22 protein-coding genes and 1 riboswitch are annotated in these 20,518 nt (G+C 63.9%); of the genes, 13 read left to right on the top strand and 9 right to left on the bottom strand.

Annotated features, from left to right (window positions below; genetic code table 11):
• Positions 1 to 14: 14 nt before the first annotated feature.
• The 3 genes from ATN37_RS06945 to ATN37_RS06935 are packed head-to-tail and all read right to left on the bottom strand — an operon-like array spanning position 15 to position 4,712.
• Positions 15 to 2,342, bottom strand: a complete 2,328-nt coding sequence (locus ATN37_RS06945; RefSeq protein ID WP_075832562.1) for a serine/threonine-protein kinase — start codon at positions 2,340 to 2,342, stop codon at positions 15 to 17.
• Positions 2,343 to 2,349: 7 nt separating this feature from the next.
• Entirely contained in the window at positions 2,350 to 3,336 is a 987-nt protein-coding gene (locus tag ATN37_RS06940) for a glutamate ABC transporter substrate-binding protein (protein WP_042925914.1), read from the bottom strand.
• A 14-nt stretch (positions 3,337 to 3,350) separates the two neighbouring features.
• On the bottom strand, positions 3,351 to 4,712 hold the full coding sequence (locus ATN37_RS06935; RefSeq protein WP_042452116.1) for a hypothetical protein: 1,362 nt from the start codon (positions 4,710 to 4,712) through the stop codon (positions 3,351 to 3,353).
• A gap of 158 nt (positions 4,713 to 4,870) precedes the next feature.
• Between ATN37_RS06935 and ATN37_RS06930 the strand changes: the two genes are divergently transcribed.
• Entirely contained in the window at positions 4,871 to 5,500 is a 630-nt protein-coding gene (locus ATN37_RS06930) for an NUDIX hydrolase (protein ID WP_065454904.1), read from the top strand.
• Between the two features lie 92 nt (positions 5,501 to 5,592).
• On the opposite strand, the gene ATN37_RS32430 is transcribed toward ATN37_RS06930, so the two are convergent.
• Both ATN37_RS32430 and thiE read right to left on the bottom strand, forming a co-directional pair.
• Positions 5,593 to 5,724, bottom strand: a complete 132-nt coding sequence (locus ATN37_RS32430) for a hypothetical protein (protein WP_003944354.1) — start codon at positions 5,722 to 5,724, stop codon at positions 5,593 to 5,595.
• Positions 5,725 to 5,972: 248 nt separating this feature from the next.
• Positions 5,973 to 6,668, bottom strand: coding sequence for a thiamine phosphate synthase (gene thiE, locus ATN37_RS06925; protein WP_003944422.1), 696 nt, complete (start codon positions 6,666 to 6,668; stop codon positions 5,973 to 5,975).
• A 26-nt stretch (positions 6,669 to 6,694) separates the two neighbouring features.
• Positions 6,695 to 6,841: riboswitch (TPP riboswitch) on the top strand.
• On the opposite strand from thiE, the gene thiO reads away from it, so the two are divergent.
• The 7 genes from thiO to ATN37_RS06890 all read left to right on the top strand — a co-directional run bounded on the left by thiO (position 6,841) and on the right by ATN37_RS06890 (position 13,331).
• A complete protein-coding gene (gene thiO, locus ATN37_RS06920; RefSeq protein WP_064074676.1) occupies positions 6,841 to 7,920 on the top strand; it encodes a glycine oxidase ThiO in 1,080 nt (359 codons plus the stop codon). It overlaps the preceding riboswitch by 1 nt.
• Positions 7,917 to 8,132, top strand: a complete 216-nt coding sequence (gene thiS / locus ATN37_RS06915) for a sulfur carrier protein ThiS (RefSeq protein ID WP_003944402.1) — start codon at positions 7,917 to 7,919, stop codon at positions 8,130 to 8,132. The genes thiO and thiS overlap by 4 nt, the downstream gene beginning before the upstream one ends.
• Positions 8,125 to 8,877, top strand: coding sequence for a thiazole synthase (locus tag ATN37_RS06910; protein ID WP_007726857.1), 753 nt, complete (start codon positions 8,125 to 8,127; stop codon positions 8,875 to 8,877). Before thiS ends, ATN37_RS06910 begins: the two co-directional genes overlap by 8 nt.
• Positions 8,878 to 9,006: 129 nt before the next feature.
• Complete coding sequence (locus ATN37_RS06905; RefSeq protein WP_058038516.1) at positions 9,007 to 9,996, top strand: ABC transporter ATP-binding protein; 990 nt, start codon at positions 9,007 to 9,009, stop codon at positions 9,994 to 9,996.
• A complete protein-coding gene (locus ATN37_RS06900; RefSeq protein ID WP_047268852.1) occupies positions 9,996 to 10,766 on the top strand; it encodes an ABC transporter permease in 771 nt (256 codons plus the stop codon). The genes ATN37_RS06905 and ATN37_RS06900 overlap by 1 nt, the downstream gene beginning before the upstream one ends.
• A gap of 132 nt (positions 10,767 to 10,898) precedes the next feature.
• Entirely contained in the window at positions 10,899 to 12,350 is a 1,452-nt protein-coding gene (locus ATN37_RS06895; RefSeq protein WP_007730129.1) for a M20/M25/M40 family metallo-hydrolase, read from the top strand.
• A gap of 129 nt (positions 12,351 to 12,479) precedes the next feature.
• Complete coding sequence (locus tag ATN37_RS06890; RefSeq protein WP_007730127.1) at positions 12,480 to 13,331, top strand: adenylate/guanylate cyclase domain-containing protein; 852 nt, start codon at positions 12,480 to 12,482, stop codon at positions 13,329 to 13,331.
• 18 nt (positions 13,332 to 13,349) lie between these two features.
• On the opposite strand, the gene thiD is transcribed toward ATN37_RS06890, so the two are convergent.
• On the bottom strand, positions 13,350 to 14,192 hold the full coding sequence (gene thiD / locus ATN37_RS06885) for a bifunctional hydroxymethylpyrimidine kinase/phosphomethylpyrimidine kinase (protein WP_003945044.1): 843 nt from the start codon (positions 14,190 to 14,192) through the stop codon (positions 13,350 to 13,352).
• 156 nt (positions 14,193 to 14,348) lie between these two features.
• On the opposite strand from thiD, the gene ATN37_RS06880 reads away from it, so the two are divergent.
• Positions 14,349 to 14,780 (top strand): GNAT family N-acetyltransferase, encoded by a 432-nt coding sequence (locus tag ATN37_RS06880; protein ID WP_231915197.1) that lies wholly within the window; start codon positions 14,349 to 14,351, stop codon positions 14,778 to 14,780.
• A gap of 44 nt (positions 14,781 to 14,824) precedes the next feature.
• Here ATN37_RS06880 and ATN37_RS06875 read toward each other — a convergent pair whose 3' ends face one another.
• Genes ATN37_RS06875 through ATN37_RS06865 form a run of 3 tightly spaced genes read right to left on the bottom strand, consistent with a single transcriptional unit; the run spans position 14,825 to position 17,193 of the window.
• Complete coding sequence (locus ATN37_RS06875) at positions 14,825 to 15,625, bottom strand: exodeoxyribonuclease III (protein WP_042926198.1); 801 nt, start codon at positions 15,623 to 15,625, stop codon at positions 14,825 to 14,827.
• Between the two features lie 16 nt (positions 15,626 to 15,641).
• Entirely contained in the window at positions 15,642 to 16,553 is a 912-nt protein-coding gene (locus ATN37_RS06870) for a GNAT family N-acetyltransferase (protein WP_218694940.1), read from the bottom strand.
• Positions 16,554 to 16,593: 40 nt separating this feature from the next.
• Positions 16,594 to 17,193: a peptide deformylase gene (locus ATN37_RS06865; RefSeq protein WP_003945053.1), complete on the bottom strand. Its 600-nt coding sequence runs from the start codon at positions 17,191 to 17,193 to the stop codon at positions 16,594 to 16,596.
• Between the two features lie 244 nt (positions 17,194 to 17,437).
• Here ATN37_RS06865 and ATN37_RS06860 point away from each other — a divergent pair, with 244 nt between their 5' ends.
• The 4 genes from ATN37_RS06860 (at position 17,438) to ATN37_RS06845 (ending at position 20,450) form a co-directional block, all read left to right on the top strand.
• Positions 17,438 to 17,788, top strand: coding sequence for a DUF3263 domain-containing protein (locus tag ATN37_RS06860; RefSeq protein ID WP_007730120.1), 351 nt, complete (start codon positions 17,438 to 17,440; stop codon positions 17,786 to 17,788).
• A 53-nt stretch (positions 17,789 to 17,841) separates the two neighbouring features.
• Positions 17,842 to 18,438, top strand: a complete 597-nt coding sequence (locus tag ATN37_RS06855) for a LytR C-terminal domain-containing protein (protein WP_021333972.1) — start codon at positions 17,842 to 17,844, stop codon at positions 18,436 to 18,438.
• 95 nt (positions 18,439 to 18,533) lie between these two features.
• Positions 18,534 to 19,235, top strand: a complete 702-nt coding sequence (locus ATN37_RS06850) for a superoxide dismutase family protein (RefSeq protein WP_007730117.1) — start codon at positions 18,534 to 18,536, stop codon at positions 19,233 to 19,235.
• A gap of 90 nt (positions 19,236 to 19,325) precedes the next feature.
• Positions 19,326 to 20,450, top strand: a complete 1,125-nt coding sequence (locus ATN37_RS06845; protein ID WP_003945034.1) for a glutamate--cysteine ligase — start codon at positions 19,326 to 19,328, stop codon at positions 20,448 to 20,450.
• Positions 20,451 to 20,518: the final 68 nt, after the last annotated feature.

Below are 20,518 nucleotides of genomic sequence, written 5' to 3'. Positions count from 1 at the left end.
CCTCGGGGCGTCCGTCAGAAATTGCTGCGCGGACGCACCGCATTCGCCCGGTCCACGAGGGCGTAGCGGTGCGTGCGGGAGGTCGTGGCGCGAGCGAGGGCGCGAAGGCAGGCTTCGGCTCCGGTGCGCAGACCTTGCTCGGTGAAGGGCAGGTCGAGGATGGGTTCGAGTTCGGTGTGCGAGCGATTGCCGTAGCGAATCCAATCGAGTGCCGTGCCCAACACCAGGGTTCGCATCTGCAGGCTTCGGCTCTCTTCAGCAGGTAGCGCCCGAACACGACGGGCGGCTTCCCGCAGAGTCGATTCGTCGAGTTCGGCGATCGGAACGCCGGACAGCATCGTCAGAGCGCTGGACATCCGTGCGACGTTGTAGTGCCGGGAAGACGTGGGTACTTCGTCGAGGGCGGCGATGGCTGCCTTCTTGTTGCCGTGATCGGCGAGTTGTCGGGCGAGCCCGAATGCTGCGCTCACGTAGTTTCGTTCGGTCCGCCAGACGGTGCGGTAGTACTTCTCGGAGAATCGGCACCATTGGTCCGGGTCGTCGCTCTCCCAGTGCTGGAGAATCAGTTCTGCCGTCGCTGCCAACGCCAGCTTGGGGGCAGCCTCGCCGGGCAGTGCGGTGAGAACTGCCTCGAAGTGACTGAAAGCGGGCTCGAATCGGTCCAGTTGTAACGCCGCAAGTCCTCGATACCACTCGATCTTCCAGTGGTCCCCGATGTTCTGCTGGAGTTCGCCCAGAACTGTCAGTGCGGTTTCCGGATCACCGAGATCGAGATGAGCTTTGGCCTCGGCCAGTCGAACTTCGCCCGAGACGGCGGCCGCCGGTGTGCCTGACGTTCGGTCGATTCCGTTCTCGCGGGCATGCTTGAGAGCATCGAGAGTCTGAGACGGTTCGCTGTGCACCGCCGCTGCCAGCAACGGCGCGCTGGGATCGGTGGGGTCGACCAACGGAATGGGAAGTGCGTGCGCAACTTCGCGCGGATCGAGAGCGGCGTCGTGGCTGACACCGTCCACGTACACATCGGTTTGCCCGACCAATTCATCGGTGCCGAAAGACGTTCGCTGCCTGCTGAACACGAGCGAGAGTCCGGGATTCTCCTGCCCGGTCTGCTCGGCGAGGATTTCTCGCAGAACGCCGGTGAGTTGTCCCGCGATTTCCTCGGCGGACTGGAATCGCTTCTTCGGATCCGGGTCGGTGGCGCGTAACAGTAGACGGTGAAAGAACTCGTGGTCGCGCAGTAGTGGCTCGTCCTCCGGTTCGGGAAGGCCGTCGAGGTACCGTCCGTGCTTCGAGGGCATGTCGAGGGTGAGAACCGCGAGTGTTCTTCCGACGGTGAAGATGTCGGAGGCGATGGTCGGACCGGTCTCGATGATCTCGGGTGCTTGATAGCCGGCGGTACCGTACAGGTATCCGTAGTCTTCGATTCCGGACACGGCGCCGAGATCGATCAGCTTCAACTGATCCTCGGTGACCATTACGTTCTCGGGTTTGAGGTCGTTGTAGGCCAGGCCGGTGGAATGCAGATAGCTCAGCGCCGGAAGGATTTCCAGTACGTAGCCGATTGCCTGCTCGATCGGCATGTGCTTGCCGTCCGGGAATTCGGCCAGCACCTCGCGCAATGATCGCCCACCCACGTACTCCATGACGATGTACCCCATGGGTGTGCCATCCGGGCGCGGATGCTCGACGAAGTTGAAGATCTTGACGATGCTGGGGTTGGCGACCTCGGCGAGGAACTGACGCTCGGCCACCGCAACGGCTTGCGCTTCGGAATCACCGAAATGCAAGAGCCCCTTGAGAACTACCCACCTGTCGCTGACATTGCGATCGATCGCGAGGTAGATCCATCCCAGGCCGCCGTGCGCGATGGGCCCTTGAACCTCGTACTGACCGGACACCAATTCGCCCTCTTCGAGGAGTGGACGGAAGTCGAAAGTGGAACCGCACTTGGGGCAGGTGCCGTGCTGAGTTGCCTTGGTGCTTGCGCTCTTACGACCGACTGGTTCGTTGCATTTCCAACAGAACCGTTTCCGCTCGGGGACGGTCGGGTCACTCATCACCGCAGATGCGGGGTCGATCTGAGGGACGGGGGGAACCTCGACCAGGCCGCCGCCGAGGCGCAGCTTTCGTCCCGACCGGCTGCGGCGGGATCGAGTGGAGCGGCCGGTCGGGGAGGAGGATGCGGACGGCGTGGTTCCTCGTATCTGGGCCGAGGTCGGTTCGAGACGCTCGTAGGCGCCCGTGGCTTCGGGCTCGGGCCGCTCGTAGGCGCCGGTGGCTTCGGGTTCGGGACGCAGGGAAGCCTGCGTGGCGTCGGGCTCGGGGCCGGTTTCTTCGGTCATGTCAGCCTCAATCCCGGTAGACGGCCGGCGGGGGACCGGGCGAAGGACCGAGGACGCTGAGCCAGCGGTCGTAGATACGGTTCCAGGTCCCGTCGCTCCGGATCCGATCCAGTGTTCCGTTGACGAATCGGACCAAGTCGGGGTTGTCCTTGTTCACTCCGATTCCGTACGGTTCGACGCCCAGTGAGCCACCGACCATCATCAGATACGGGTCTTGCGAGGCGAGGCCCGCGAGGATCGTGTCGTCGGTGCTGATCGCGTCCACCTGCCCCTGCTGGAGGACGACGAGGCAGTCGGACCACATCGGGACGGTGACGACGGTGGCTTCGGGTTGGAGTTGCTGGATTCGAGTCGCCGAGGTCGTTCCCCGGGCAGCGCAGACCCGCTTGCCTGCGAGGTCGTCGATGCCGCGGACGGATGACCCCTGCAAGACCTGAATTCGTTGTTCAGCGGAGAAGTACTGCGTCGAGAAGTCGACCTTCTCGCGCCGCTCGCACGTGATGGTCATGGTCTTGACGACCACGTCGACCATCGATTCCTGGAGTGCGGCGATCCGATCGTCCGACGTCAGGATTCGGTACTCGATCTTCTCCGGGTCACCGAGCAGATCTCGGGCGATTTCGCGGGCGATGTCCACGTCGAAACCCTCGAGGCGCCCGGTGGCCGGATCGCGAAAGCTCATGAGGTTGGAACCGGTGTCCAGGCCCACGATCAGCCGCCCGCGGGCGCGGATGGCGTCGAGGCTCGGCGTGGGTGGCTGCGGAGATGCGTCTGCGGGGGTGGGCCGCAGGCTCGCGGTGAGGTTGGTGCACGACGCGGTAGTCGTCGGTGTCGGGCTGGGAGCGATGGTGGCCTCGGCCGGCAGCGGCGGTTCCGTGTACGACGTGGCGCCTGCGTTGTCCAAGTCTTCGGCTCGATCCGCACCGCAACCGGCGAGCATCAGCATGGCCGCTGCCAGAACCGCGACACATACGGCCGGGCTCTTCCTCCGCATCACCGGTACTCCCGTCACTGATACTCCCGCAGTCGAGGCCAGAATCCGATGAAGATTCCGGCAACTCCGAGAACTGCCAATACAGACATGCCCGGTGCAGAGGCAGCCAACACCCGGGAGGCGTACGAGACGTCGGACCGAAGATTCGTGCGCGAATCCACGATTCCCTGCCAGAGTTCGTGATCGAGCTTTCCGTACTCCGCGGCCGAATCCTGTTCTCCGGCGCCGATGGTGATGGCTGCGGCGGACGTGAAGTCGCCGTTTCCGAGACGGTCGTACATGCGCGTGTGCGCAGCCACCCACTGCTGGCGCGAGTCGAGTGCGGCGGTCAGCACTTCGCTGTTCACTCGGGCGCGTTCGTCGCTTTGCAGGCCCTCGAGGATGTCCCGCAGAGCATCGACCTTGCGGGTGAACGTCACGTTGTCCTCGGCGGTCGAATCCCGCCTCGCCAGCGTGAGGGTTTCCACGGTGCGTGCTTGCTGCGCCATGATTCGTGCCTCGGTCAGTTCGTGCAGTGGCTCGGCCCCGGCGTCGAGCGCGCGCCCGGTGGCCAGTGCGGAGACCAGTCCGACCGTGAGCAGCCACAGCAGAGCTGCAGCGACCGCCAGCGAGGCAAGGATCAACCCGAGATTGAAGCGTCGGCGACTCTTGCGGGAGAAGTACATCTGTGTCGCCACCAGCGCGCACAGCACGAAGACGAACGCCACGATCGGCCACCACGGTGGAGTCTCGAAATCGCGCTGTACTTGTGAGACCAGCGTCTCCTGCGAGGCGTGCAGTTGCTGGGCCATCGGCAGCAGCGAGGTCTGCATCAACTGGGAGGCCTCGCTCAAATATGCTGCCCCGACCGGGTTTCCGACGCGATTGTTCGCCCGTGCAGTTTCGACCAGCCCGGTGTAGACGGAGAGGTCGGTCGAGATAGTGGTCAACGCGCTGTGACCGGCAAGATCAGTCGAGTCGAGACCGGCCGACGCCTGGACGATCTCCGCAGAGGCCTCACCGATCGACTGCGTGTATCGGTCGCGGACTTCGGCGGGTTCGAGGCCGCCGGAGATGAAGGCGGTGGCCGCGGCGGCGTCTGCCAAGGACAACGCACTGTAGAGATTCTGGGCCGAGTTGGCGAGAGGCTCGGTTTCGACGAGGAGGAGGTCGAGGTTCGCCTGGCGATTCTCGATCGCTGCGGTGGCGAGGAGTCCGGCGATCAAAGTGATCGCGATCAGGATCAGTCCGACGACGGTCAACCGGCCAGGCGTCGAGGACATGAAGGCCTGCAGTTCGCGCCGCAGAAGTGCCTGCTCGTCCTCCGCCGACACTGATGTGGCCTCGGAGGGCGGCAGCGACCGGGGTTCGATGGACGGGACGACACGGTCGACCATCGAGCACCTCACTTCGCTGTAGGCGGGCTACCGAGAAATGATGCCGCCGAGAAATGATTCAGGGCATCTTCGCGAGCATATAAGCATCACCTACACCTGGAGCAGATTGAAACGGTTAGTGTGGGACAACGGCGAGAGCAGGCGGAGCGAGGTAGTCGATGCGTGGTGACGGTGACGGTTGGTCCATCGGATCGGACGGTACTCGGCATTGGGGTAAACACGGAGCCGCAGGACTGCTACTGCGTGCCCCCGATTCGGACGGATCACCCATGGTCTTGCTGCAGCATCGTGCGGCGTGGAGCCATCAGGGCGGAACGTGGGCACTGCCCGGCGGAGCGCGGGACTCACACGAGAGCACGACGCACGCTGCCGTCCGGGAGGCACACGAAGAAGCAGGTATCGCCGAGGACGCCGTCCGTGTCCGCGGGGAAGTAGTGACGATGCGCGCCGAGAGCGGGTGGACTTACACCACCGTCGTGGCTGACGCGGCGCATCCACTGTCGACGGTTGCCAATGGTGAGAGCACCGAGTTGCGGTGGGTACGCGAAGCCGACGTCGACTCACTGCCGCTGCATCCGGGCTTCGGTTCCTCATGGCCCGACCTCCGGACCGAGCCTGTTGTGGCCGTGGACGGCGATCCGCACACCGTCGTGCTCGAGGACGGCGGATTCGGATGGTTGTCGGGTAGTTCCCACCACGGCAGTGACCAGGCAGGCAGCGACCAGGCAGGCAGCGACCAGGCAGGCAGCGACCAGAACCTGTCCGAGGCGAGCAGTACCCAGTCGTAGCAGTCGAGTCTTCACAGTTCATTCACAGCAGAAGGGCCGGACTCCGCGGGAGTCCGGCCCTTCGGTGTTTCGGTCGTCGACCGAAACGAGGCTCAGCTGAGCGAGTTCAGCGCCGTGATGAAGCTGACCGCGGTGATGCCGAGCTTGAGCAGCTCGCTGATCTTGCCGAGGTTCAGGTCTTCGAGCGATTCGGTGCTGAGCGAGCCGGTGTCGAGGGATCCCATTTAGTGCTCCTAGGTTCAGTTAGTAACTGGAGGTAAACTACAACAAACCGAATGGGATGTGACACGCAATCGGAGCAACTGTGAGCAAGATCACTTAATCCGACTTTTCGGACATCCAATCGCACCTAGGAACTGGGAGTTTGTTGTCTGATCGGACAACTTCCGTTCACAATTCGAGTCAGGCGTGCTGACCCGTAACTGTGCGGAAATCGCCCGGCAAACACTTGACGAACGCCAGTTACCGGCTTTCAGCGCCCAGCGACGGCTGCGGCGAGGCGTTGCGCGGCCGCCTGGGGGTCCGATGCTTGCGTGATTGCACGCACGACGACGATGCGCGTGGCGCCGGCATCGAGCAGCTCTGGCAGACGTTCCTCGTCGATGCCGCCGATCGCGAACCAGGGCCGCGGCGGTGCGGCGTCGGCGGTCGATCGAACCAGTTCCAAACCGGACGCACTTCGATTCGGTTTGGTCGGTGTCGCCCAGACCGGCCCGGTACAGAAGTAGTCGACGCCCTCTTCGATGGCGGCCAGACTCGCCTGCGCGCGACTGCTCGTCGAACGGCCGATGACTACGTCTTCACCGACAACGGTTCGCGCGTAGGGGACGGGAATGTCGTTCTGGCCGAGGTGGAGGATGTCGGCGCCGGAAGCCATCGCGAGATCCGCGCGATCGTTGACGGCCAACAATGCGCCGTGGCGTCGCGCTGCGGTCGCGAGAATGCCCAGCGCCACCAGTTCGTCCTTGGCCTCGAGCGGGCCGAACTCGCGCTCACCGGCAGAGCCTTTGTCACGCAATTGGATGATGTCGACTCCGCCGGACAATGCTGCCTCGGCGAACTGCGCGAGGTCGCCTTTCTCGCGGCGCGCGTCGGTGCACAGGTACAGCCGTGCTGCTGCCAGGCGCTCGCGCCGGTCGATGTCGTTACTGGGATGTGTGGGGTGCACGGAGCAAACGGTAGCCTCTAGGGAGCAAGGTTCGACACGGGAGTCCTGAAACGTCGTCGTCACTTTTTGTCGTGACTGCGAGGTTCGTAGGGCTGAGAGGGGATCGCGACCAGATCCCGACCGTCAGACCTGACCCGGATCATGCCGGCGCAGGAAGTGGAGGTGGAGTTTCGTGAGTACACACGCTCGTACGGTGTCGGTTGTCGGCGGCGGTGTCATCGGTCTCGCTATCGCGTGGCGAGCAGCCCGCGACGGGTGGGCCGTTCGGTTGTACGACCCGTCCATTGGATCAGGTGCTTCGTGGGTGGCGGGCGGAATGCTTGCCCCGCTTTCCGAAGGCTGGCCGGGTGAAGAAACCGCGTTGACAATCGGTGCAGCGTCCCTGGAACGGTGGCCGACGTTCGGTGAGGAGCTCGGAAAATTCGGGCAATCGGTCTTCACCGCGGACAGCTCGCTGACGGTTGCACTCGACACTGCCGACGCGCAGGACCTGCAGACCATCGCCGAGTGGGTGAGCTCGCAGGGGCACGAACTCGAAGTTCTCGGTCGCGCGCGCATCCGTGAACTCGAACCGATGCTGGGCCGGGGCATCCGGTCGGGGTTGATGGCTGTTGGTGAGTCCGCCGTCGACAACAGACTTCTGCTGGCGGCGTTGCAGAAGGCCTGTGCGGAATCCGGCGTCGAATTGATCGCGCGGGCCGTCGACGACCTCGCCGAACTCGATACCGATCAGATAGTGCTCACCGCCGGTATCGCGTCACCCAAGCTGTGGCCCGGGCTACCGGTACGCCCGGTCAAGGGCGAAATCCTTCGCTTGCGCAGTAGGCCTGGAGTCACCCCGGCGCCCAGCCGCACCATCCGCGGAAGCGTCCACGGGCGGCCCGCCTACCTCGTCCCGCGCGGTGACGGAATCGTCGTCGGCGCAACACAATACGAGTCTGGTGAGGATACACAGGTCACGATGGCCGGCGTACGGGACCTGATCAACGACGCCGAGGCACTGATGCCGGCGATCGGCGAATACGAACTGTACGAGTGCGCGGCAGGTCTGCGTCCCATGACGCCGGACAACCTGCCGTTGATCGGGCGCGTGTCCGATCGTGTTGTCGTCTCCACCGGGCACGGCCGCAACGGGGTCCTGCTGACGCCCGTCACCGCCGATGCGACGGTCGCGTTGCTGAACGGCACATCTTTGGTCGAGGTAAAAGGAACCGAACCCGAGCGGTTCGCAGTAGCTAAGGAAAATTCATGAGTGAGCAGGTCCCGATCGGGATCACCGTCAACGGCGAAGATCTCGAGTTCGATCGAGCAGTCACGGTGACCGAACTTCTGACGCACCTCGAGTTGCCGAGCAAAGGCATCGCCGTGGCCGTCGACGGTGCGCTCTTTCCTCGCGGGCGTTGGGACGAATCCGTCGGACGTGGTTGGGAAATCGAGATCCTCACGGCGGTGCAGGGTGGCTGAGCAGGACCTTCTCACTATCGCGGGCCGCAGTTTCGGTTCCCGGCTCATCACGGGGACAGGCGGCGCCGCCAACCTTGCGGTCCTCGAGGAAGCGCTTGTCGCCTCCGGTACCGAACTGACCACCGTCGCGATGCGGCGAGTCGACGCGGCCGGCGGCACCGGCGTTCTGGACCTGCTTCGTCGCCTCGGAATCGAACCGTTGCCGAACACCGCCGGGTGTCGGGGCGCCGCCGAAGCGGTCCTGACGGCGCAGTTGGCACGCGAAGCGCTCGAGACGAACTGGGTCAAACTCGAAGTCATCGCCGACGAGCGGACTCTGCTGCCCGACGCAATCGAACTCGTCTCCGCCGCAGAACAATTGGTGGACGACGGATTCACCGTCCTGCCGTACACGACGGACGATCCGGTGCTGGCGCTTCGCCTCGAAGAGGTCGGCTGCGCGGCAGTCATGCCGCTCGGTTCACCCATCGGGACAGGGCTGGGTATCGCGAATCCGCACAATATCGAGATGATCGTCGAGCGCGCCGGCGTGCCCGTCATCCTCGACGCCGGAATCGGAACGGCCAGCGACGCCACCCTTGCCATGGAGTTGGGCTGCGACGCCGTCCTACTTGCGACAGCGGTGACGCGGGCCAAGAATCCCGCGTTGATGGCGTCGGCGATGCGGCACGCAGTGGTAGCAGGTTTCGAAGCGCGTCACGCCGGCCGGATTCCCAAGCGGTTCTGGGCCCAAGCATCGTCCTGACGGACCATTTCCGGGTGTTTTCTCAGGGTTATGCCCAGATTGTCCGGCTTCGTGTCCTACCTGAGTACCACTCGGAACTAGACCTGTGGCCGATGTGCTGGTCATTGCCGGTAGGGCAAAGTTCTCCTCATGATTGAACTGAGGGGATTGACCAAGGTTTACGGACCGACGAAAGCGGTGGACGATTTGTCGTTCACGGTCAAGCCGGGCATCGTGACGGGCTTCCTGGGCCCGAACGGTGCAGGTAAGTCGACGACGATGCGGATGATCCTGGGTCTGGATCAGCCGACGTCGGGTGCGGCGTTGATCGAGGGCAAGCCGTACCGCGAGCTCAAGACGCCGTTGCGGACTGTCGGCGCGTTGCTGGATGCGAAGTGGGTGCACCCCAATCGCAGTGCGCGTGCACATCTGCAGTGGATGGCTGCTTCGAACGGGATCCCGAAGTCCCGCGTCGACGAGGTGCTCGGGTTGGTCGGGTTGTCCGAGGTGGCGGGCAAGAAGGCCGGCGGGTTCTCGCTCGGTATGTCGCAGCGTCTGGGGTTGGCGGGTGCGTTGTTGGGGGATCCGAAGGTGTTGTTGTTCGACGAGCCGGTCAACGGTCTCGATCCGGAGGGCATCGTCTGGATTCGTAAGTTCATGCAGCGGTTGGCGGCCGAGGGCCGCACGGTGTTGGTGTCGAGTCACCTTCTGTCGGAGATGGCGCTCACGGCGGAGCAGTTGGTGGTGATCGGTCGGGGTCGGTTGATTTCGGATTCGACGGTCGCGGAGTTCGTGGATCGTTCGTCGGAGTCGACGGTGCGCGTGCGCAGCCCACAGCTCGATGCGTTGCGCAGTGTGTTGCTCTCGCAGGGGCTGACGGTGCGTGAAGACGGTTCCGGCGTTGCCCCGGCATTGGTGGTCGTGGATTCGACCACCGATGTGATCGGTGGTTTAGCTGGTTCGCAGGGAATCGTGTTGTACGAGTTGGCTTCTCAGCAGGGGTCGCTCGAGGATGCGTTCATGAAGTTGACCGGGGACGATGTCCAGTACCACGCATCCGGTATCGATCCGGGTGTCGGTGCACACCACGCAAATACACAGCAGGCAAACACGCAGCAGGCTATGGGAGGTGCACTGTAATGGCTGTTCTCAGTGCTGAACGTATCAAGATCACCACGACCAAGTCGCCGCTGTGGTGCTCGGTCATCATCGTCGTGCTCGCGCTCGGCTTCGCGGCCATCATGGGCGCGGTTGCCAAGTCGGCTCTGACGTCCTCCGACGTCCAGGGAGCACCGGACCTCGACACCGCCGTTGCCACGGCCGGCATCTCGGGTTTCGGAATCATGGTTCTCATGATCATGGCGGCCCTCGCGGTCACCAGTGAGTACCGCTTCGGGACCATCCGCACCACCTTCCAGGCCGTTCCGAACCGTGCCTCGGTTCTGATCGCCAAAGCCGGCCTCATCGGTGCTTTCGGTGCTGTACTGACATTTGTTCTCGCCTTCGGCGCGTACGCCATGGCCAAGGCCATCGCCGGTACCGAGGCGAGTGCCGGATTGACTCTGTCGAGCGGCAGTGACTGGCGCGCGATCTACGGCATCCCGATCTACGCCTTCCTGTGCGTGATTCTCGCTGTCGGCGTCGGATCGATCATTCGCCAGTCGGCCGGCGCTATTGCGTTGCTCCTGCTCTGGCCGCTGCTCATCGAGAGCCTGTTCGGACTGTTCGGCAGCTTCGGCGAGAAGATCACTCCGTTCCTGCCGTTCGCGAATGCAAACCACTTCCTCAGTGCGAGCAGCGGTGGCGTCGACTTCCACTGGGGACCCTGGGGCAGCCTGATTTACTTCGCGGCCTTCGTTCTGGTGATTTTCGGAGCAAGTATCGTCATCGTGAATCGTCGCGACGCCTGATCTTGTCGCTCCCTCGGTAGGTGTTGTCGGGAGACCTACCGAGAACAAGGAGTGACAGCAGAGTAGGGACCCAGTACGAAAAACCATTCGTACTGGGTCCCTTTCCTGTGCTCCGGCCGATATCCTCCGAAGATGAGACTCTTCGGTGTGGTTGTGGTCGCAATGGCTGGAGCACTCGTGGTGAGTGGATGCGCGTCGGGAAGTGAAGCGGCCGTCCCGACAGACCCGGTTGCATTCTCCGAGACCGTCACGGTCGACGCCGTGACCGGGCATCTGGAGCAACTCGAGAAGATCGCCGCCAACAACGAGGGCAATCGATCGGCCGGTACCCCCGGCTACGACGCCAGTGTCGACTACGTGGCAAACCTGCTCGAAGACAAGGGTTTCGAGGTCAGCACCCCGGAATTCGACTTCAGCTCCTTCGATCCCGGCACCGAATCCCTGAAAGCCGCTGACGGCTCCGATGTTCCGGTGCGGGCGCTGACATATTCCACCTCCACGGGACCGACCGGAATCACGGCGCGTCTGGTGGCGATTCCCGCCGACGAGACCCCCGGTTGCGAGGCCACCGACTACGACGGCCGCGACGTGAACGGTGCAATCGTGCTGGTCACCCGCGGAGTGTGCCCGTTCGGCGACAAGCAGAAGATCGCCGCTGATCGCGGCGCGGCGGCGTTGCTGGTTGCCAACAACGAGGACGCAATGCTGGGCGGGGCTACCTTGGGTGAACCCGAAGACGCCCGCATTCCGACCGGCGGGGTGAGTAAGGCGTCGGGCGAGGCTCTTGCCGCAGCGCCCGGAGACCTCACGCTGATTCTCGACACGTCGACGGAAACGACGAAGTCGCGCAACGTGATTGCGCAGACCAAGACCGGCGCGACCGACAACGTGGTTGTCGTGGGCGCCCACCTGGACAGTGTGCCGGAAGGTCCCGGAATCAACGACAACGGAAGCGGTACCGCAGCCGTACTGGAAACCGCGCTGCAGATGGGAAGCTCACCGAGCATCGAAAATGCCGTGCGTTTTGCTTTCTGGGGAGCGGAAGAAGTGGGATTGGTCGGCTCCACCCGCTACGTCGAGGGTCTGAGCGATCAGGAACGGGCCGACATCGCCCTGTACCTGAATTTCGACATGCTCGGTTCGCCCAACGCCGGATACCTGGCTTACGACGGCGACAACTCGGATGCCGTCGGGGAGGGGCCCGGGCCCGAGGGGTCGGCGGGCATCGAGCGCACCTTCGTCGATTTTCTCGCCGGGCGAGGGATTGCGGCGGACGGAACGGACTTCGACGGGCGCTCCGACTACGGCCCGTTCATCGAGATCGGGATCCCGGCGGGTGGCGTGTTCAGCGGCGCGGACGAGCGCAAGACGCCGGCACAGGCCGAGAAGTGGGGCGGAGAAGCGGAGGAGACCTTCGACCCGAACTACCACAGTGCCCAGGACAACCTCGCGAACATCGATCGCGAAGCGCTCGCTGCCAACGCTTCTGCAGTAGCCTTCGGAGTTGCGACGTATGCCCAGGATTTGAGCGGGCCGAACGGAGTTCCCGTCGGCGATGCCCGGACACAGGCCAGAACCGAATGATCGACTGACCGAATGATCGACTGACCGAATGATCGACTGACCGAATGATCGACTGTGCGAGCGACCAGGAGGCCACTGTGCGAGAACGGCGGCAGCACACTGTCTGTAACTCTGAGTTACGCTTGAGTTATGGCTGATCTGTCCCCGGAGAACACCGACACGGCAGGTGCTTCTTCCTCCTCGGTTCGAGGCGTCGTCGACGTCGTCTTGAACTCTGCGGCAGAACTTAACCGTCGGCAGCAGCTCATCGACGCGCTACGACGCCTCAGGCGGGCACTACCCGGTGATCCAGGGTTTGGGGATCCGCTCTCGCTCGCCGGCCCCGGCGGTGCCCGCGCCGTGGCGCGCGTCGCTGACAGATTGCTCGATCAGAAGCCGGCAGCCACTCGCGAAGTGAGCCTCGGAGCACTGCAGGTGTGGCAGGCAGCGCTGGAAAAGATGGGCCGCGGACGTGGCGATCAAGAACTGACCATCGTCTTCACCGATCTGGTGGGCTTCTCCACCTGGTCGCTCGCAGCCGGTGACGGCGCGACGCTGACCCTTCTGCGTGCGGTGGCGCAGGCCGTGGAAACTCCGATCACCGACAACGGCGGACACGTCGTCAAACGGATGGGCGACGGTCTGATGGCAGTGTTCATTCGCCCGGATGCGGCTTTGAAGGCGGTGTTCACCGCGCAGGACGCGCTCGCGGAAGTCGATCTCGACGGATACACCCCGCGCATGCGCGTCGGCCTACACACGGGTACCCCGCGTCAGATCGGTGACGACTGGCTCGGCGTCGACGTGACCATCGCCGCCCGGATGATGGGCTTGGGCGGCGACGGCAACGTCATGATGTCGGCGACAACTCTCGAGGAACTCGAAGCCGGCACCCTGGAGGATCTCGATCTCACGATCCGGCCATGGCGGCGAGGGTTTTTCGCGACCACGCCCAACGGAGTTCCCGTCGACCTGGGAATCTGGCGCGTGCGCCGGAACTAGCGCCCTGGACCTCGAGCGCTAGACCTGGAGCCGCCAGAGCGGGGACACCGGACCGTGTCCCGCGCCGAGGTCGTACGACGCCTCGAGACACTTGGTCACCCACTCCTTGCCGAACGCCACCGCGTCCGGAACGGAATAGCCGTGTGCGAGAGCGCAAGTGATCGCAGCAGCCAGCGTGTCTCCGCCGCCGTGATCGTTGCCGGTGTCGATCCGGGCACTGCTGAATTCGAGGAAACGGTCGCCGTCGAACAACAGGTCGGTGGACAACTCCGAAGTACGAAGGTGGCCACCCTTGACGATGGACCATTGAGCGCCGAGCGCATGCAGCGCTTCTGCCGCTTGGCGGGCGCTCTTGTCGTCGACGACCTCGATACCGGTGATCAACCGAACCTCGTCGAGGTTCGGAGTGACCACCGTGGCTGCCGGAATCAAGGTGTTGCGGACCGCGTCGAGAGCTTCTTCGTGCAGCAGCGGATCGCCGTGCATCGACGCGCACACCGGGTCGACCACGAGCGGAATCGGACGGTCGCGGCCGATCCCAACCTCGGCGGCAACCGCGGCCACCGCTTCGATGATCGTCGTCGACGCGAGCATTCCCGTCTTCGCCGCACCGACGCCGATGTCCGAGACCACGACGCGCACCTGGTCGGCGACGATCTCCGGCGGAATCTCGTGGAATCCGCTGACTCCCACCGAATTCTGGACCGTCACTGCGGCGACGGCCACGCAGGCGTGCACTCCGCACATCGCCATCGTGCGGGAATCGGCTTGAATGCCGGCTCCGCCACCGGAGTCGGTTCCGGCGATGGTCAATGCCCGAATCGGGGTCTGTCCGGCGGGGGTCAGGGGCAGCAGCTTCACGACGACGAGCCTACCGATCGGACCTGGGGAAACGGCAGCTCGGTCCCACCTCTCGCGGGAACGACGGCGCGAACTGCGATTGCGATCCGGTCGTTCCCAGTGCAAAAATTGGTCGAACCCGGGACAGCGTCGTCGGTAGCTGATTCTATGAGTGGCATGGATCACAGTTATGGAGAGCGTGCGAACGCAGCTGTCGCCGATCGCGCAGGTGCACATCGTGCCGTGGAGGTCGCCGCAATGAACGACATCGAAAATTCGAAAACCGGAACCTCACCGGAAGTCACGCTCGTGGACAATCCGTCGCACGAACGATTCGAACTGCTCTCCGACGACGAGTTGGTCGGCATCCTCGGATACCGCGACGAAGACGAGATTTCGGGGAGCGGAGCCGAAGCGGGCGACGTGGTTGCGTACATGCATACCGTCGTCAAAGAGGAGTACGGCGGGCAGGGACTGGCAGCCGTACTCGTGCAGTTCGCAATGGACTGCGCCCGTGAACGTGATTGGTCGGTACGGCCCGTGTGTACCTATGTTCAGCGGTACCTCGGCGAGCATCCCGAGTATCTGGAACTGCTCGTCGAGGACTAGAAGCCCGAGGGTGCAAACAGACGATCAGGCTCCGAGATTCACGATCACCCGAGATTCACGATCACCGGAGCGTGATCGCTGGCGCCCTTGCCTTTTCGCTCGTTTCGATCGATCTCGGCCGCCTCGACGCGTGCTGCGAATGCCGGTGAGCCGAGGATGAAGTCGATTCGCATACCCTGCTTCTTCGGGAAGCGAAGCTGCGTGTAATCCCAGTACGTGTACACGCCGGGACCGGGTGTGTACGGGCGAACTACGTCCGCGAACCCGGACTCGGTGAAGGCGGTGAACGCAGCTCGTTCCGGCTGCGACGTGTGGGTCTTGCCCTCGAAGAAAGCGGGATCCCACACGTCGTCGTCCGTGGGAGCGACGTTCCAGTCGCCGACCAGGGCGATCTGCGCGTCGGGATCCTGCTTGAGCCAGCCCTCCGCGTCGTCGCGCAGCTTGGCCAGCCAATCCAGCTTGTAGGCGTAATGCGGGTCTTCCAGCTCACGGCCGTTGGGGACGTACAGGCTCCACACCCGCACACCGCCGCAGGTGGCACCGATCGCACGTGCCTCGCGGACCGGGTCTGCCTCGGGATCCTTGTCGAATCCGGGCTGATCCTCGAATCCGATCTGCACGTCGTCCAAGCCGACGCGGGAAGCGATGGCGACACCGTTCCACTGGCTCAACCCGACGTGGGCGACCTCGTAGCCGATCTCCTTGAAGCGTTCGTACGGAAACTGCTCGTCCTTGCACTTGGTTTCCTGCATTGCCAGGACGTCGACGTCGGATCGACCGAGCCAGTCGATGATCCTGTCGGTACGGGCACGGACGGAGTTGACGTTCCAGGTAGCGATGCGCACGAGGGCAAGCCTAGCGTCAGCCGCCGACAGGATCGGTGGCGTATCGGTAGCGGTGGTGTTCGACGAATCCGAGCTGCTCGTAGAGCGCGATCGCCGCGAAGTTGTCCGCCGAAACCTGGAGGTACGCGTGCGTCGCACCGTTCTCACGACCCCAGGAGAGTAGATCTCCGCAGATCAGCGACCCGATTCCGTGACGACGGTGTTCAGGGGGGACGTGAATGCCGGTCAGTCCTACCCAGCGTTTGTGGTCGGGTGCCTCGGTGAGCGCAGCGCGCCCGATGGCAAGCGTCGTGTCGGTGTTTCCGATCGCGCCGAAAGTTGCAGTGCCCACGACAGCCGTGAGGACCGCCTCGACGTACGCCGGATCGCCGTGGGCGTCGTACATCGACAGCCAGTTGTGGTCGGGGTGGTCGGCGAACGAGGTGACCGGAGGACCGAGCGGCAGCGTGACATTGTCCAGATCGGCGGCCATCACGATGGTTTCCTTCTTGCTGGTCCACCCGTCCGGAGCGGTGCCGAGTCGATCGGGGAGGAGCAGCACGGTCGGCAGGCCGCGGTCACCGAACCACTGGCGTATCCGCTCGATGGTGCTCGCGTCGAAGCCGGCAACCGCCCCCGCACCGCCGAGCGGCAAAGCGGAATTGGCGCGACCGGTGACACCGTGACCGGCGCGCAGCAACCAACCGTCGATCCACGCCTGCTCGACCCCCGGCCACGCCGCCGCAGCAGCCGTTTCGAGGTTTCGAATCTCGCCGATGCGAATCGGGCGGGCCGAGAGACTCTTGAGCGCGATCACCTGATCGGCGGAGACCTGGACCAGCCGACCGTCGCCGCCGCGGACGGCGATGGGATCGGCGCCCTCGAGGATGCCGATGACGTCGGTCATGGGATGCGAATAGCCGGGTGGGAGCTTGTATCGCAAAACCACCCGGCTACCGATCGAAATGTTGCCGTTCAGAGCGGAATTCTCAGTCTTCGTAATCGTCGTCGTCGTGACCGAACGGATCGTCGACGGTCCCCGGCGTCCAGGTCAGACCGGGCTTGCCCCAACCGGAACGCTTGATGATCTTCTTGGCAGCGCGCGCGTTGCGGCCGATCAGTACGTCCGTGTAGAGGAAACCGTCGAGATGCCCGGTCTCGTGCTGGAGCATCCGTGCGAAGAATCCGGTGCCCTCGACCTCGATCGGGTTGCCGTCGGCGTCGGTGCCGGTGACCTTCGCCCAATCGGCGCGACCCGTCGGGAACTGCTCGCCGGGAACGGACAGGCAACCCTCGAAGTCTTCGTCCGGGTCGGGCATCGTCTGGGGGATTTCGGACGTCTCGAGTACCGGGTTCACGACGACGCCGCGTCGACGCTCGCTGCTGCGGTCGTCACCGGGGCAGTCGTAGACGAAGACTCGCAGTGGAACACCGACCTGATTGGCCGCCAGACCGACGCCGTTGGCAGCGTCCATCGTCTCGTACATGTCTGCGATCAGTTCGGCGATCTCGGCCGGGGACTGAGTGACCGGCTCTGTCGCCTTGTGCAGTACCGGGTCGCCGACGATTCGGATGGGGAGGATAGCCATGCGGACAAGGATAGTGCGGCGCGCCCGCGCAGTTATCACGGCCCGCACACTCGATCATGGTTCAATGGTTGCTGAAGAACAGCGATGTAATTCGTTGCTCGGTCGGAACGTGGGCCGCGGGGGAAATTGTGAGTTACCTTCGGGCCAGGGGACCGGGAAACTCACGGCCGCGAGAATATCGGTCGGAAAAGAACACCGGGCATACGAGTCTCGCTGACGCCGAGCACAGCAGTCGAGGAGTGACATGGACGGCGCAACCGCGCGTAGTCGGAACCAGTCCGAAGGCACTGGCGCCGACGATTCGGTAGTAGATACAGCAGGCATGCACGAGGTGGGCGAAGACGGCCTCACCCGCCGGGAGCACGACATCCTCTCTTTCGAGCGTCAGTGGTGGAAGTACGCCGGTGCGAAGGAAGAAGCCATCAAGGAGTTGTTCGACATGTCGGCAACCCGCTACTACCAGGTTCTCAACGCCTTGGTCGATCGCCCCGAATCCTTGGCGGCTGATCCCATGCTGGTCAAGCGCCTGCGTCGTCTGCGTGCCAGCCGTCAGAAGGCCAGGGCCGCGCGTCGCCTCGGCTTCGAGGTCACCTGAATCACGCGTACATATGATCGGGCTGTCCACGAACTGGCGATAAGGTCGACATCGTGAGTACCCCGAAAGAGCAGCCGTCCGGACCTCCGCTTCGCGCAATCGCCATGGTGTTGATCGCGTTGGCGATCGTGTTCATCGGTCTCGGAGCAGCCTCACTGGGTGGATCGAGCGACGGTGGATCGGGCGACGAGAACACCGCAGCAGAGCAGACCGAATCCTCGGCGTCTGCCACGACGAGCGCCACCGCACCGGCATCTGCCACTTCCAAGCCGGCAGCGACGACGCAACCCGCTTCGGGCGATACCACCACTACGTCGCGTCCCTCGGGAACTGCGACGACCACGACTTCCAGCTCCGCGAGCGGCGTCGACACGTCGAATATCAGCGTTCGAGTTCTCAACAACAGCACCGTCTCGGGTCTGGCAGCAGGCACTGCCGAGGAATTGACGGCTGCAGGTTGGAACGTCGAGGAGACGGGTAACTACAGCGAGGGCACCGTCAGTACGACGACGGTGTACTACGGATCGTCCGCGGCGGAGAAGGCAGCGGCGCAGAAGATCGCAGCTGAACTCGGAGTCACCGCAGAACCTCGATTCGCCGGCATCGCGAACGCGTCACCTGGCGTGATCGTGATCGTGACCTCCAACTGACCGGTCGTGAAGGTGGAACTGACCCGTCGGTTCCAGCTACTACACGCGCCGTTATGATCAGAAGCACTTTCTCGCCACCTCAAAGGAGCGGTTCGATGGCCCCCAGCAGCACCCGGCGTATGTCCTGGCGCGTCGTTGCCCCTGTAGTCGCGATTGCCGCTTTCGGCTTGACCGCTTGCAGTAACAGCGAAGAGCCCAGCAGCGTCCCCGGCACGACTCCTCCGGTGTGGACCGGTGCAGCCGATCCCAGCGCGCACGAAAGCGCGGGCGGCCACGGTTCCGAGACGGCTCACGCCGGCGCTTCTGCCGAGACTGTCACCGCAACGCTGAACGGCACCGACGGCGCCAAGGTCGGAACGGTCACGTTCGCGCAGGAAGGTAGCGACGTCAAGGTCACCCTCGACGCCAAGGGCCTCACCCCCGGCTTCCACGGATTCCACGTCCACCAGGTCGCCAAGTGCGAGACCAATTCCGTTGCCCCCAGCGGCGGAGAGCCGGGTAACTTCCTCTCGGCAGGCGGACACTTCCAGGCCGAGGGTCACACGGGCCACCCGGCGAGCGGCGACCTCACTTCGGTTCAGGTCCTCGAAGACGGCACCGCCACGCTGGTCACCACCACCGATGCATTCACCGTCGACGAACTGGTCGCAAACGGTGGAACATCCGTCATGATCCACGCCGGAGCGGACAACTTCGGCAACATCCCGACGCGTTACGCGCCGGCACCGGACCAGCAGACCCTCGACACCGGTGACGCAGGCGGACGCGTTGCTTGCGGTGTCATCACCAAGAGCTGACAAACTCACCTGAGTTTTGCATCACTTCCGGCGACTACCACGCAGTAGCCAGCACGGTGTTTTTACCGACACTGTGATTGGATTCTCTGCGTGGTAGTTCCATTTCCAGGTTCGCCGCGCCCGACGCTGGGCGTGGAGTGGGAGATCGCGCTGGTCGATCGCAAGACCAGAGATCTCTCCAACACAGCAGCCGAGGTGTTTTCGGCGGTCGAAGAGCTTGCCGGCTCCGAAACCCCGCACATCACCAAGGAACTACTGCGAAATACCGTCGAACTCGTTACTGGTATTCATTCGACGGTCGGCGAGGCGATGAGTGATCTCGACAGGTCACTGGATCTGCTGCGTCGCGCCGCGAATCCGCTCGGCGTCGACCTCATCAGCGCGGGCACGCACCCGTTCGCGCAATGGTCGACTCAGTTGGTCACCCGGACACCCGACTACGACGAACTCATCGAACGCACGCAGTGGTGGGGTCGGCAGATGCTGATCTGGGGCGTGCACGTTCATGTGGGTGTCTCGTCCGCGGATCGCGTTTTCCCGATCATCAACGCACTGCTGCAGCGCTATCCGCACCTGTTGGCGCTGTCGGCGTCCTCGCCGATGTGGGCCGGTGTGGACACCGGCTATGCGTCCAATCGCGCGTTGATGTTCCAGCAGCTCCCCACCGCGGGCCTTCCGTACCAGTTCGAGAACTGGGCCGAATACGAGTCGTTCATCGACGACCAGATGAAGACCGGTGTGATCACCAAGATCGGTGGCATGCACTGGGACATCCGTCCCGCGCCGAAGTGGGGAACCATCGAGGTCCGGGTGTTCGACGGCGTCTCGACACGCGCTGAACTGGGTGCTCTCGTTGCTCTGGTCCACTGCCTCATCGTCGATCTGGACCGCAGACTGAGTGCCGGTGAGACTCTGCCGAACATGCAGCCGTGGCACGTCAAGGAAAACAAGTGGCGCGCAGCGAGATACGGACTGGACGCCGAGATCATCCTCGACTCCGACGCAAACGAGTGCCTCGTCACTGACGATCTGGATCGCCTACTCGACGACTTGGCGCCGATCGCGGTCTCGCTCGGCTGCGCGGACGAGTTGGCGTCGGTGGCGGACATTCCCCGTCGCGGCGCGTCCTACCAGCGGCAACGTCGTGTCGCGGAAGCGACGGGCGGCGATCTGGTTGCGGTCGTCGACGCCTTGGTCGCAGAGTTGGGCACCTAGCAGGTTCACAGTGCGAAGGGCTGTTTCGCGGACTGGAAATCCGGGCATACCAACCGTTTGTCCAGTGG

Origin of the sequence: Rhodococcus sp. MH15 (genome assembly GCF_019266045.1) — a bacterium.
Classification (GTDB): domain Bacteria; phylum Actinomycetota; class Actinomycetes; order Mycobacteriales; family Mycobacteriaceae; genus Rhodococcus_F; species Rhodococcus_F qingshengii.
This window is presented reverse-complemented; position numbering and strand designations above follow the sequence as displayed.